The 13284-nt window shown below is 57.9% G+C and carries 10 protein-coding genes; 5 read left to right on the top strand and 5 right to left on the bottom strand.

Annotation, left to right across the window (positions count from 1 at the left end; translation table 11 throughout):
* Positions 1-83 precede the first annotated feature (83 nt).
* Both erpA and LZP73_RS09945 read right to left on the bottom strand, forming a co-directional pair.
* Positions 84-434 carry an iron-sulfur cluster insertion protein ErpA gene (gene erpA / locus LZP73_RS09950; RefSeq protein ID WP_169564488.1) on the bottom strand — a complete coding sequence of 117 codons (351 nt, stop codon included), beginning with the start codon at positions 432-434 and terminating at the stop codon, positions 84-86.
* A complete protein-coding gene (locus LZP73_RS09945; RefSeq protein ID WP_234234722.1) occupies positions 427-1230 on the bottom strand; it encodes a DUF6776 family protein in 804 nt (267 codons plus the stop codon). The genes erpA and LZP73_RS09945 overlap by 8 nt, the downstream gene beginning before the upstream one ends.
* Positions 1231-1303: 73 nt before the next feature.
* On the opposite strand from LZP73_RS09945, the gene LZP73_RS09940 reads away from it, so the two are divergent.
* The gene (locus tag LZP73_RS09940) at positions 1304-3028 is read left to right on the top strand and encodes a chloride channel protein (RefSeq protein ID WP_234234720.1); all 1725 of its coding nucleotides are present in this window, start codon (positions 1304-1306) and stop codon (positions 3026-3028) included.
* A 22-nt stretch (positions 3029-3050) separates the two neighbouring features.
* On the opposite strand, the gene LZP73_RS09935 is transcribed toward LZP73_RS09940, so the two are convergent.
* Entirely contained in the window at positions 3051-4346 is a 1296-nt protein-coding gene (locus tag LZP73_RS09935; protein WP_234234718.1) for an O-acetylhomoserine aminocarboxypropyltransferase/cysteine synthase family protein, read from the bottom strand.
* A 407-nt stretch (positions 4347-4753) separates the two neighbouring features.
* Between LZP73_RS09935 and LZP73_RS09930 the strand changes: the two genes are divergently transcribed.
* From LZP73_RS09930 to nhaD, 3 genes are all read left to right on the top strand, one after another.
* Positions 4754-5773, top strand: a complete 1020-nt coding sequence (locus LZP73_RS09930) for an aspartate carbamoyltransferase (RefSeq protein ID WP_234234717.1) — start codon at positions 4754-4756, stop codon at positions 5771-5773.
* A gap of 26 nt (positions 5774-5799) precedes the next feature.
* Positions 5800-7086, top strand: coding sequence for a glutamate-1-semialdehyde 2,1-aminomutase (gene hemL / locus LZP73_RS09925; protein ID WP_234234715.1), 1287 nt, complete (start codon positions 5800-5802; stop codon positions 7084-7086).
* Positions 7087-7588: 502 nt separating this feature from the next.
* Positions 7589-8836 (top strand): sodium:proton antiporter NhaD, encoded by a 1248-nt coding sequence (gene nhaD, locus LZP73_RS09920; RefSeq protein ID WP_234234713.1) that lies wholly within the window; start codon positions 7589-7591, stop codon positions 8834-8836.
* Positions 8837-8958: 122 nt separating this feature from the next.
* On the opposite strand, the gene LZP73_RS09915 is transcribed toward nhaD, so the two are convergent.
* Both LZP73_RS09915 and LZP73_RS09910 read right to left on the bottom strand, forming a co-directional pair.
* Positions 8959-10029, bottom strand: coding sequence for a general secretion pathway protein GspB (locus LZP73_RS09915; RefSeq protein WP_234234711.1), 1071 nt, complete (start codon positions 10027-10029; stop codon positions 8959-8961).
* Positions 10029-11774, bottom strand: coding sequence for an ExeA family protein (locus tag LZP73_RS09910; RefSeq protein WP_234234709.1), 1746 nt, complete (start codon positions 11772-11774; stop codon positions 10029-10031). Before LZP73_RS09910 ends, LZP73_RS09915 begins: the two co-directional genes overlap by 1 nt.
* 186 nt (positions 11775-11960) lie before the next feature.
* Between LZP73_RS09910 and LZP73_RS09905 the strand changes: the two genes are divergently transcribed.
* Entirely contained in the window at positions 11961-13211 is a 1251-nt protein-coding gene (locus LZP73_RS09905) for a multifunctional CCA addition/repair protein (protein ID WP_234234707.1), read from the top strand.
* The last annotated feature ends 73 nt before the right edge of the window (positions 13212-13284 follow it).

Below are 13284 nucleotides of genomic sequence, written 5' to 3'. Positions count from 1 at the left end.
AACGGCTAGGGATTCATTTTCCGGCTTAAACCTGGCGTTCAGCCGGCAGTCACGGGCGCGCGCCCGGACAGAAAAGCGCTCGCTTACACAGAGAAGCTGGCGCCGCAGCCACAAGTGGTAGTGGCATTGGGATTTTTAACGAAGAAACGTGAGCCTTCCAGCCCAGAGGTGTAGTCCACTTCGCCGCCAACCAGGTACTGCAGGCTCATGGGATCGACCACCAGCAACACGCCTTGTTTCTCTATGGTAAAGTCGCCTTCGTTGACCTTCTCGTCGAACGTGAAACCATACTGAAATCCAGAGCAACCGCCACCGGTCACATACACCCGCAGCTTTAAATCAGGGTTCTGCTCTTCTTCCAACAGCCCCTTTACCTTGGCCGCTGCCGCATCGGTAAATTGGATCGGCATTGCTGCGTCAGCTTGTTCAGTCATTACTACCTCTTACTTCAGTTTGCTGTGGCAAATTATCCTTTACCTGACTGTTTTGTTCAAGTATTACCCTGGGTTCTTTTTCGCCCTGCAGCAATTCGGCCGCATCGAAGCTCTGCTCCGTCTGGGATCCCTTGGTCCAGCGGCTCGAAGGCACTATGACCTTGGCCAGGATGCGCTGCAGATTAAAGCCTTCCGGCAGGCTGAATTCGGCTTCCAGTACCTGGAAATAGCGGAAATCGAAGTTGAGCTTGCCGTCTATCAGTCGACTCAGACTCAGCTCCAGCGGCTCGCCCTCCTGTATTCCTATGAGGGTCAGCTCCCCCTTGCCCTTGATCTTCTGGCGCCGTTTTTTCAACTGGGTCAGGATCAACTTGAGCCGGTATTGCCCCGCCAGCAAGCCTGGGGTCAATTCCAGCCCATGAATGGCCACCCCTTCGGCATTATTCTCCGGTGCCATTATGCTGCGATAGAAGCCCAGTTCATGCTGCAACTCCTGCTGTTGCTGCAACTGCTCGGCAAACATCTGCTGCATATGGCTGTTGGCTTCACGCTCGACCGCCAGCTCCAGGTTGCGACTCGCCAGCTGCTGCGCCTGCTCCTGCACCTGGGTCGATAGTTTTTGCACCTTATCGCTGTTATGTTGGAGCAAAGGTTGTTCACTGGTCAGCAATTGATAACAGCTCAACCCACCCAAGGTGAAGGCCACCAGCACCAACAGAGACAAATACAGGCTGGAGGGACGAAACTTGCGTTCCAGCACTTGCAGGCGATCGCGCCAACGATGATAATTTAGCATTAGCTAACAAACCCTTATATAAAATACAATCGACTCCCCGAGAGTCAAAACCCATGAAATTCAGGCGAACTCAGTGCAAATAGCGATAAATAAAACCACAATAACGCGCACCGCCATAGCCACGCGCAGCTACCTGCGCAACGAGCTCAGGGATCAACTCTCCCAGGCCAGAACCAGTGCCCAGCTCTGTCTGCTGGCATTGCTATTTGCCCTGTTCGCCTCAGGCGTGATCATTTTATTCCGCCTGTTACTGCTGTGGGCCAACCACTATACCCAGACCCGGGAGATGGATTTTACGGCCATAGTGGGTGACTGGCGAGCCCTGTTGCCACTTTTCGGCGCAGTTTTAATCTGGCTGGTCGCCAGAATCGGCTCGAAACGCTACCGCCGCATGGGGATAGCCTATGTATTGCATAGGGTGAAATTGCACTATGGCAAGATCCCGCTGCAATCCGCTCCAGGGCAGTTCTTCCAGGCGCTGTTTGCCCTGGGCACCAATTTTTCCGTCGGCCGGGAGGGACCGGCGATCCACCTGGGCGCCGTCAGCGCCAGCGTGCTGGCCGAGAAATTCAAGCTGCCGGACAACAGCGTGCGCATCATGTGTGCCAGCGGCATCGCCGCCGGCATCGCCGCCACCTTCAACGCCCCGCTGGCAGCGGTGATCTTCGTGCTGGAAGTGGTGGTACGGGAATACAAGATCCATTACTTCTTCCCCATCATGCTGTCGGCCATCTGCGGTGCGGTTTCCAGCCAGCTGGTGTTCGGCAATGTCCATGAATACGACAGCATCCAGATGATCCATATTCCCCTGGATCATTACCCCATACTGGCCCTCGGCGGCGTGGTGCTCGGCTGCGCCGCCGCCCTGTTCAACTTCTCGCTCATCAGGGTCACGGCCAGGGGACAGGACTGGCCGTTGATTTATCGCCTGCTGCTCGCCGGCGGCATCACCACCCTGATAGGCCTCTGGTTGCCCCAGGCCTTGGGCACGGGCGATCTCGCCATAGGCCAGGCCATAGGCGAGCACCCCAGCCTGGTGCTCTTATGCGCCCTGCTGGTCGCCAAGATGATTGCCACCATAGCGGCCATAGGCCTGGGGATCCCAGGCGGCTTGATCGGCCCCCTCTATGGCATAGGCGCCCTGCTCGGCGCCATCCTGGCCCTGGTCAGTGCCAGCCTGTTTCCCTCCAGTGCCCCCTATGTCGGCCTCTATACCGTCATAGGCATGACGGCCATGATGGGGGTCTGTCTGAGTGCTCCCCTGGCGGCACTGGTGGCCTTGCTTGAGTTGACCAACAATGCATCCATCATATTGCCGGCCATGTTCGTCACCATCCCGGCATTCCTCATCGCTTACCAGGGATTCAATACCAGTTCCATCTTCTTCCGCCAGCTGGATATCATGGGCCTGGGCTACAAGGTCGCGCCGGTGAACCTGGGCTTGCAGAAGAAAGGCGTGCGGGCCCTGATGGATAAACGCTTCGTGATAGTCAATAACAACGACGAGCTGCTGCTGGAGGTGCTCAAACGCGCCGAGGGCCGGCCCGTGCTGGTGCGCAATGCCGACGGAGTGATAGAGATGCTCAGCCTGGAGATGCACTCCCTCGAAGACAGCACCACCCTCTCGCGCCATCCCATGGCCGGGCTGCCCGACACAGCCACCTTGAATGAGGTTTACCTGCAGCTCTCACCCAAACGCAGTGGTGAGGTCTATATCTACCAGGATGCACCGCAGCAGATCGTCGGCGTGATCAGCTGGTCCATGCTGCAGCAGGAGATACGCTCCGAGCAAGTATGACGGGCAGCCGCGCTCGGCTTTCCTAGGCCGAGGTCGCCCTGTCCAGGGCCTGGGCGACATCGGCTATGATGTCATCTATGTGCTCTATCCCTACCGAGATCCGCACCAGGTCCTCGGACACCCCGGCCCTGGCCAGCTCCCCGGCATCCAACTGCCTGTGGGTGGTGCTGGCCGGATGGCATGCCAATGACTTGGCATCGCCGATATTCACCAGGCGCAGGATCATCTGCAGGGCATCGATGAAACGTCCTCCCGCCAGCTTGCCTTCCTCGGCCGTCGCCGCCTCTATGCCGAAACTTATGATGCCGGAGGCCTTGCCGCCGGTGATCTTATGGCAGTTATCCCTGTGGGGACTCTGTGCCAGGGCCCCGTAGTTGACCCAGCTGACCTTGGGATGCTGCGTCAGATATTCGGCCAGGGCCAGGGCATTGCTGCAATGACGCTCCATGCGCAGGCTCAGGGTTTCCAGTCCCTGCAACAGCAAAAAGGCACTTTGGGGCGACAGGGCCGCGCCCGTGTTGCGCAGCGGCACCACGCGACAGCGGCCTATGAATGCCGCCGGGCCGAAGGCCTCTGTGTATACCACCCCATGGTAGGAAGGATCTGCTTCGTTGAGCAGCGCGAATCTCTGCTTATCGGCGCGCCAGTCAAACTTGCCCGAATCTATGATGGCCCCGCCTATGGTGGTGCCATGACCGCCGATATACTTGGTCAATGAATGCACCACTATGTCGGCACCATGCTCGAACGGCCGGCATAACACAGGGGTCGCGACAGTATTGTCGACGATCAGCGGCACCCCGTGGCGATGGGCTATCTCGGCCAGACGCTGCAGATCGACTATGTTGCCCGCCGGGTTGCCTATGGACTCGCAGAATACCGCCTTGGTATTGGCGTCGATCAAGGCCTCGAGACCGCTGAAATCGTCGAATGCCGCCATGCGCACTGTCACGCCCTGGCGCGGCAAGGTATGGGCGAACAGGTTGTAGGTGCCGCCATAGAGTTGGCTGCTGCTGACGATATTGTCGCCCACCTGGGTCAGCGCCTGAATCGCATAGGTTATCGCCGCCATGCCAGAGGCGACGGCCAGCGCGCCTATGCCACCTTCCATGGCCGCCAGGCGTTGCTCCAATACCTCAGTGGTGGGGTTCATGATGCGGGTGTAGATGTTGCCGGCGACTTTGAGATCGAATAGATCGGCACCATGCTGGGTATCGTCGAAGGTATAAGAGGTGGTTTGGTAAATAGGCACCGCCGCCGCTTTGGTGGTCGTTTCGGACCGATACCCATAATGTAACGCCAGAGACTCAAGTTTCATGCTGCCATCCTTAACAAAAGTGTTGTCTCGCCTTGTATGAAATTCATACCCAGGCAACCAAGCTAACAAATGGCCATCCAGATGTCTATGCTAGAATTAAATCTATGTCGAGCTTGGATGTTTATCGAGATAGGATGTCTGTATGCCGGTAAGATGCCCCTGCCGGGTAGCGAACTCCAGGAAAAGCATGACCCTGGCATTGCCGAGCCGGAAGCCGCAGCCGGCATACCTAGCGGGAACTCATTATCTGCTGGGCATGCCTCCCAGGGCAGGCAAATATCCCCGGCGGTTATTTCCCTGTCCCTTGGCTTCTGCTACAATCGCGCCTCAGCCACCCTACATAACATCAGGGCTGTTTTGGCAGGCAGAATGCCCAAGACGGCCCACAGCAATTGGAACCCAGGCTGATGACTCAGTTCGAAGGATCTCATATCCTCTCAGTAAACCAGTTAGATCTGGACGCAATTCACACTATTTTCAATGTTGCCAACCGCATGACCCCTTATGCACTGCGGGAGAAACGCACCAAGGTGCTCGAAGGCGCCATTCTGGGCAACCTGTTCTTCGAACCCAGCACCCGTACCCGCGTCAGCTTCGGTTGTGCCTTCAACCTGCTCGGCGGTCATGTCAGGGAAACCACGGGCATGGCCTCGTCCTCCCTGTCCAAGGGCGAATCTCTCTATGATACCGCCAGGGTGTTATCCACCTATTCGGATGTGATCGCCATGCGCCATCCGGATGCCTACTCGGTCAAGGAATTTGCCGAAGGCAGCCGAGTGCCTGTGATCAACGGCGGCGATGGTGCCAACGAGCACCCGACCCAGGCGCTGCTGGACTTATTCACCATACAGAAAGAACTCGGCTTCGCCGGTCGCGGCGTCGATGGCATGCATATCGCCATGGTGGGTGACCTCAAGCATGGCCGCACAGTGCACTCGCTGTCGCGCCTGCTATGCATGTATAAGAACATCAGCTTCACCCTGATCTCCCCCGGCGAGCTGGCCATGCCCGACTATGTGCTCGACGACATAGCCAACGCCGGCCATAAGGTTACGGTCACGGACCAACTCGAAGGCAATCTGCACCAGGCCGACATACTCTACCTGACCCGCATCCAGGAGGAACGTTTCCCGTCCCAGGATGAGGCCAACAAGTACCGTGGCAAGTTCAGGTTGAACCAAAGCATTTACACCCAGCATTGCAAATCCAACACAGTGATCATGCATCCGCTGCCGCGCGATTCCCGCGCCCAGGCAAACGAGCTGGACAATGATCTCAACAGCCACCCTAACCTGGCCATCTTCCGCCAGGCGGACAATGGCCTGTTGATCCGCATGGCGCTGTTTGCATTGACACTCGGGGTGGATACCCAGCTGGAAAAATACGAGTGTCCGGTAAATTGGTATTCACGCAAAGCCGATCGTTGATCCGGCCAAGACTCTAAGGACTTAAGATGACCCGTTCCGAAAGCTTATTTGAACAGGCAAAGAAAACCATTCCCGGCGGCGTCAACTCGCCGGTGCGCGCCTTCAACGGTGTCGGTGGCACGCCTCTGTTTATCGAACGTGCCGATGGCGCCTACATCTATGATGCCGACGGCAAGGCCTATATCGACTATGTCGGTTCCTGGGGCCCTATGATCTTGGGGCATAATCACCCCAAGATCCGCCAGGCCGTGCTGGCCGCCGCCGAGAATGGCCTGTCTTTCGGCGCGCCGACTGCGCTGGAAGTGCAGATGGCCGAGAAAGTCATCGCCATGGTGCCGTCCATAGAACAGGTGCGCATGGTGAGCTCGGGCACGGAAGCGACCATGAGCGCAATCCGTCTGGCCCGAGGCTTCACCAACAGGGACAAGATCTTGAAGTTCGAGGGCTGCTATCACGGCCACGCCGACTGCCTGCTGGTGAAAGCCGGCTCCGGAGCATTGACCCTGGGACAGCCAAGCTCACCCGGGATCCCGGAAGATTTTGCCAAGCATACGCTGACCGCCGTGTATAACGATCTGGATTCGGTGAGAAGCCTGTTCGAGCAGTACCCGAGCGATATCGCCTGCATCATAATAGAACCCGTTGCCGGCAACATGAACTGCATTCCGCCTGTTCCCGGGTTCCTCCAGGGGCTGCGCGCCCTGTGCGACGAGTTCGGCGCCTTGCTGATCATAGATGAAGTGATGACGGGCTTTAGGGTCGCCATGAGCGGCGCCCAGGGCCATTACGGCGTGACGCCGGATCTGACCACCCTGGGCAAGGTCATAGGCGGCGGCATGCCGGTGGGCGCCTTCGGTGGCCGCAAAGAGGTGATGCAATACATAGCGCCGACCGGCCCAGTGTACCAGGCGGGGACCTTGTCCGGTAACCCTATCGCCATGAGCGCAGGTCTGGCGCAGATGGAGGCTCTGTGTGAGGAAGGCCTGTACGAAGCATTGACGGCCAAAACGGAGCGTATCGCCCTCGGCTTCAAGGCCGCGGCAGACAAGCATGGTATTCCCTTGGCAATCAACTATGTCGGCGGCATGTTCGGCTTCTTCTTCACCGAAGAGCAGGAGATCACCCGCTTCGAGCAAGTGACCAAGTGCAACATGGAACAGTTCCGCGCCTTCTACCATGGCATGCTGGACCAGGGTGTCTACCTGGCGCCGAGCGCCTATGAAGCCGGCTTCCTCTCCATGGCCCATGGTGAGCATGAGTTGCAGCTGACACTGGAAGCGGCCGAGCGCGTGTTCGCGAGCATGAGGTTGTAACGGCTCTTCAGCCTGGCCGTCATGGCGCCCCAGTCATAGGTTCCGGGCGCTATGGCCAGACTAATATGAGAATAAGGGCGGGAAGTTAACTTCCCGCCCTTATTATTTTCGCTTCGCCTGTCTTTCAGTCTTTACGAATAACCCCAGTTAAAGTAAGGCATCCGCGGCGGCAAAATAGCATTTTCAAAAAATACCACCCAAATAGTCGATATTTCTCCTCTTATTCACCTGCAACCCCACCTGGCATCACCACTCGGCAGCATTAATAACCGTAAATAAACAAAAATACAGAGATTGATGCCGGATATTCAATATTCCACCATCACAAGCGTTGCCGAGGCGCCAAAAAGTGAGTGGCAGCTAAGAGTTGCGTTCTCAACTTCATTATGTTCTGATCCGCACGCGTTTTCGGGATGAAGCGAAATTTAGCTTAATCAGCGGCAGAAAAAGGGTCTGGCTCTATCGGTCAGCGATTATCAACACAGCAGTTGGAATTGTATTTATGCTCTACACCTTTCTGATATTACTGGCAGTGCTCGCCTTGCTCAGTATTATTTTTGAAGAAGTCACACATATCAATAAAGCCAAAACCACACTTTTCCTTGGTTGTATCTCCTGGGTAGCCCTGTTCATGGCGGCCGGCGATCCAGGCCATGAGAAAATCGTCGAACATAGACTGGATGACAACCTGCTGGAGATTGCCACCCTCTGGCTGTTTCTGATGTCTACCATGACCTTCGTCGCCTATCTCAACGCCAAGGGCATGATCCAAATTCTGGTGCAAAAGCTCTTTCCCCAACGCGTGTCGGTAAGACTGCTGATGATCCAGGTGGCACTCTTCTCCCTGCTGCTGTCCGCCATCTGTGACAACGTCACCGCCACCTTGGTCTCCCTGGGGCTCTTGACCACCTTCAAACTCGACAAGCAGATGCGCCGGCGGATGGCGGTGCTGATCATCTTCGCGGTGAACTCGGGCGGGGTCTCGCTGATCACAGGCGATGTGACTACTCTGATGATCTTCCTCGGTGGCCATGTGCACATGTCCGAGCTGATGATGCTCTTCATTCCGGCCGCCATCAGCGTCATGCTATTGGCGGTATTGTTCTCGCTCAAGGCCGAGGGCGAAGTCTCGACCAGTCCGATAAAGCGCGACTATCAAACCGTGGACGTGGTGATCGCGGCCATTTTCTTCCTGACCATCATAATGACCATGGTGCTCAACGTACTGTTCGGCATTCCGCCTGTGCTGACCTTCCTCACCGGGTTGTCGGTGATGTTCCTCGTCGGCCATACCAGCAGAAGCGACAAGGAAGAGATCAAGATCCTCGAATACATACGTCAGGTCGAATACGACACCCTGTTATTCTTCCTCGGGATCTTGCTGCTGGTCGGCATGCTCAAGGAGATTGGCACCCTGGACTTACTGACCCAGGCCTATGCCATGTTCGATCCCAATGTCTCCAACTTTGTCACAGGCATAGGCTCGGCCATCCTGGATAACGTGCCACTCACCGCCGCCCTGCTCAAGGCAGAGCCTGTGCTCAACACCCCAGAGTGGTTGGGGCTGACCTATGCCGTCGGTGTCGGTGGCTCGCTGCTGGTGATAGGCTCGGCCTCGGGCATCATAGCCATGAGCAAGGTCAAGGAGCTGACCTTCGTCAGCTACCTCAAATACGTACCGGCATTGCTGCTATGTTACAGCGTGGGTTACGGCCTGACCCTGCTACTGGGTTACCAGCTCTTCGGTTAACGGCTTAGCTTAACCACTTTAGCTACACTACTTTAGTTAACCAAGAGTCAAACAAAGAAGGCGCCCTCGGGCGCCTTCTTTGTTTCTGCCGGTTGGGATTCAAGCACGGCCATACGAGCCCATCAGATCGCCGGCACCTTAAACTCATGGCCCTCGAGTTCGAGGATCACATCCCTTGGACGTATCTCTACTATCTTGAGGCTGCCCTTGATGCTGTCACCTTCCTGTAACTCGGCGCCATCGACATTGAGCCAGCGCTGCGCCGGTTCACTGGAATACACATGGGCATTGATACTGAACTCGGGCACCCGCAGCTGTATCCCGGCGGGCAACTGCCCATAACTGGGAATGGCATCCGCTTTAGGGGCCACTATGGGATCCAGCTCTGGCGCCGAGACGGGCTTGCTGGCCGCATGTTCATACTCGACATCTTTCAGCGCCGTCTGAAACGCGGCCACCAGATTATCCTCTTCCCGGCTCTGCGCCGTTTCCAGGCCGACATCGACGGCGGCGGCACTGACCTGGCGTCTGAGGGCCTCCAGCTCGGATAAGCCGCGGCGATTGGCATTGGCCCCCAGCATGATAGGTTCATCGCCAGCTTCTTCGCCATTGGCCTGGCCCGGCGCGGTATTTGCCCCCTGCGTCCCGTAGGCCGGCTCATCGACCGCGTCATGAGCATTTGCGCCAGTGACGGGCAAGGGCAGTTGCTGCGCGTAGGCAATGCCCGGGGCAATGGCTGCGGACATAGGGTGGCCGGAAGCAGTGCCAGAGACTGGCGCAGTGGCGGCCGGGCGCATCAGAGGCTGGGCCAATGGCAACGCCACCCTACCCGCCAGTCGCACGCCAGAGTCCTTGCCCTCGGAGGCAGCCGGCTGGGTGCTTAGTTCCTTGCTTGGCTCAGAGCTTAGCTCCTTGCTCAAATGGGGGCCTGGCCGAGCGCCAGTCTGGGATTGCGCCGCCAAGTCGGCACTGTGGTTGAACTGCGCCCCGGTGGCAGGCCCGTGCAAGTGGCTTAGCCCCCAGGCGGCGCCAATACCCACAGCTATCGCCAATGCCAGCAACCCCAAGCGTCCGGCGCCGACGCCCCTGGGGGCGGCCTCGCGATACTCGGCCCTCGGGGTCAGCACGACATCCGGCAGACTACCGGGCACCTGTTGTTTACTGCGCATCACGGCATCAAGCAATATCGACATCAGGCTTGCCCTCCGTCTCTTGTCAGTCTAGGTCCAGCTGGGCTGAGATAGAGGTTCATCTGCTCCAGCGTCTGACTGCCGGCTATGCCATCTGCCTTGAGCCCATGCTGGCGCTGAAAGCCCTTCAATTGACGTTCAAGCTCGCTGTCGAATGTCCTCAGTACCCTGGCACTGCGTTTGTCTATCTGAGCCAAGGCATTTTCCAGCCATTGCCACAGGGCCGGGCTCGAACTCTGGCTGATTTCCCTGGGGGCATAGTCTGGGGCTTGCCAGAATATTTCGAAGGTGCCGCTGAAATGGCGATTGAACCAGTCTCTGTCGACCCAGAGCCGCTGCTCGCCCAGCTGCAGCAATATTTGCTCGCCCTCACGCTCGACCACCACACCGTAGAAGTCCTGCTGACTCTCGTCCAGCAGATACACCACCGCCGGGTAATTGAGTCTCATCAGGGACAACCAGTTGCCCTGCTGCTGGTAACAGGACAATCCCTGCTGCACCGCCGCCTGACAGGCGCTGAGCCCCTGATAGGGCACCTTGTCCCAGAGGCCGAACAGCGCGGCGAAGGCGGTATCTATGTCGCGGCTGTGGTTGATGGCATCCCTGAGCAGCCTCTGGCCCATGTCGGGTTTGGCCTGTATGGCACTTGTTGCGGCCGTGGCTGGTGCTGTGGCTGCTGCCGTGGCTGGTGCTGTGGCTGCTGCCGTGGCTGCTGCCGTGGCTGCTGCCGTTGCCGGCGTGGCATCGGCTGCCCCGGCGCTATCCTCTCCGGCGGCTGTGATGCCGGAATCCAGGGCTTGCCCTGTGGGGCGAGCCGCGGCCTGCGCATCTGCGCCAAACCAGGCCATGGCGCCGGCGTTGAACCAGGCATAAGACAGCCCGAATGCCAGGGCGAGACTCACCAGCAGCACTGCCGGCCATAGGTAGCTGCGCCTGGGCGGTTCCAGCCCTAGCACCTCGGTGGCGGCCGCCGTCACCATCTTGCTGTCTATCGGCAGCCTGGACTGGCCATAGCCAGCCATCAGGGCGCGCTCGCAGAGTAAGTTGGTCAATCTCGGAATGCCGCCGCTGTATTTATGCAGCGCCTTGATCGCCTTGCGGTGGAATAGCGGCTCGAACCGCCCCGCCACCTGCAGCCTATGCTGCACATAGAGGCCGATTTCTGCTTCCGACAGGGGCAAGAGGTGATAACGGGCGGTAATCCGCTGAGCCAGCTGCCTCAGCTCCTGACGCCGCAGCAATTGCTGCAACTCGGGTTGGCCTATCAGTATCACCTGCAGCAACTTCTTGGTATCTGTCTCCAGATTGGTCAGCAACCTCAGCTGCTCCAGCACTTCGGGCCTGAGATGCTGGGCCTCGTCTATGATGAGCACAGTATTGCGGCCATGCTTATGGTTGGCGAGCAAGTAGCTGCTGAGCCTGTCGGTCAGCTGTTTCAGGGTCGGTGACTCGCCATAGGCTATATGCAATTCGTCACACAGGGTGGCGAGCAACTCGAGCTCTGTCATCGACGGATTCAGGATGAAGGCGGTGTCGGTATTGGCGGGTAATTGTCCGAGCAGACAGCGGGACACTGTGGTCTTGCCCGTCCCCACTTCCCCGGTCAACAACACAAAGCCACCTGTTTCTCCCAGGCCATAGGTCAGGTGCGCCAACGCTTCCCTATGCCTGTCGCTGAGAAATAAATAGTGGGGGTTGGGTGCGATAGAAAATGGGTTATCGTTCAGTCCGTAGAAGGCCTTGTACATACCGCCATTAATCCTTAATTGAAAACATCGACTCAAGGTAAAGCTAAGCGCGGGACTTGTCAAAAAATGCGCCCATGAGTCCGCTGAAAACAGGGATTTTAGGCCGCGCCATCACCAGAGTCCGGGTTTCGCCCTGCTCAATACATGATAAGCTTGAGCCATGATGACTCAAGAGCTTGGTTCAGTGTGAAAATATACCTAGTCGGCGGTGCCGTGCGCGATAGTTTACTCGGCCTGTCGGTCAAAGATAAGGATTACCTGGTGGTCGGCGCCACCCCAGAGGAAATGCTCGCCCTGGGTTACAAACAGGTGGGCAAAGACTTCCCCGTGTTCCTGCACCCCAAGACCCAGGAAGAGTATGCCCTGGCGCGCACCGAGCGCAAGACCGGCAGCGGCTACGGCGGTTTTAGCTGTGATGCCGGCAAGGGGGTCACCCTGGAGCAAGATCTGCAGCGCCGGGACCTGACCATCAACGCCATCGCCCGGGACGCCGAGGGTAAACTCCATGACCCCTATGGTGGCGTGGCCGATATAGCGCAAAAAACCTTACGCCATGTGTCCCCGGCCTTCGTCGAAGATCCGCTGCGGGTGCTGCGGGTAGCCCGCTTCGCCGCCCGCTTCCATCACCTGGGCTTCAAGATTGCCGACGAGACCCTGGCGCTGATGCGCGACATCAGCGCCAGCGGCGAGCTTCAAGCCCTGACGGCGGAAAGGGTATGGCTGGAAATAGACAAGAGCCTGAGCGGCGACGACCCACAGGTGTTCTTCGAGGTACTGAGGCAATGTGATGCCCTGAAAATCATACTGCCGGAACTGGATGCCCTGTTCGGGGTGCCGCAACCGCCACAGTGGCATCCGGAAATAGATACCGGCATCCACAGCCTGATGGTAGTGCAGCAGGCGGCATTGCTCACCCGGGACAAGGCGGTACGTTTCGCCGCCCTGGTGCATGACTTGGGCAAGGCACTGAGCCCTATGGCGCACCTGCCCAAGCATCATGGCCATGGGCAGAAGGGCCTGCCGCTGATCACCGCCCTATGCGACAGATTGCGTATCCCCAATGAATGCCGGGAGCTGGCCCTCTTGGTCAGTGACCAACATCAGAACCTGCATCAGGCCTTCCTGCTCAAGCCCGAAACCCTGGTGAAGATATTCGACAAGGCAGATCTGTGGCGCAAACCGGCGCGCCTGACGCAGCTCATCCTCGCCTGCAAGGCAGATATCCGCGGCAGGACGGGCCTGGAACAGCAGGCCTATCCCCAGGGCGACTACCTCGAGGCCTGTTTCGCGGCCGCCCTCGGAGTGGCCGTAGGACCCATCATAGCGGCGGGTTTCAAGGGCGCAGATATCAAGCGCCAGCTCCACCTCCACAGGGTCAAAGCCGTTGCCTCAATCAAGGCGGAAACTGTCGAATTAACCGCCGAAAAAGAGGATTGAGGTGGCTGAATTGTGAAAAAAATACCATAAAATTGCTAACATTAGCCTTAACGCGACGCCATAACTTGCAATT

The sequence above is a fragment of the Shewanella sp. AS16 genome, assembly GCF_021412365.1.
Classification (GTDB): domain Bacteria; phylum Pseudomonadota; class Gammaproteobacteria; order Enterobacterales; family Shewanellaceae; genus Shewanella; species Shewanella salipaludis.
The sequence above is the reverse complement of the archived record's forward strand: the minus strand, read 5'-3'. Positions and strand labels throughout refer to the sequence as shown.

What these genes read in the sequence shown, in the direction of transcription:
- hemL (WP_234234715.1), top strand. Translation starts at nt 5,800, where the DNA reads ATGACCCGTTCCGAAAGCTTATTTGAACAGGCAAAGAAAACCATTCCC.
- LZP73_RS09910 (WP_234234709.1), bottom strand. Translation starts at nt 11,774, where the DNA reads ATGTACAAGGCCTTCTACGGACTGAACGATAACCCATTTTCTATCGCA.
- nhaD (WP_234234713.1), top strand. Translation starts at nt 7,589, where the DNA reads ATGCTCTACACCTTTCTGATATTACTGGCAGTGCTCGCCTTGCTCAGT.
- LZP73_RS09915 (WP_234234711.1), bottom strand. Translation starts at nt 10,029, where the DNA reads ATGTCGATATTGCTTGATGCCGTGATGCGCAGTAAACAACAGGTGCCC.
- LZP73_RS09945 (WP_234234722.1), bottom strand. Translation starts at nt 1,230, where the DNA reads ATGCTAAATTATCATCGTTGGCGCGATCGCCTGCAAGTGCTGGAACGC.
- erpA (WP_169564488.1), bottom strand. Translation starts at nt 434, where the DNA reads ATGACTGAACAAGCTGACGCAGCAATGCCGATCCAATTTACCGATGCG.
- LZP73_RS09935 (WP_234234718.1), bottom strand. Translation starts at nt 4,346, where the DNA reads ATGAAACTTGAGTCTCTGGCGTTACATTATGGGTATCGGTCCGAAACG.
- LZP73_RS09930 (WP_234234717.1), top strand. Translation starts at nt 4,754, where the DNA reads ATGACTCAGTTCGAAGGATCTCATATCCTCTCAGTAAACCAGTTAGAT.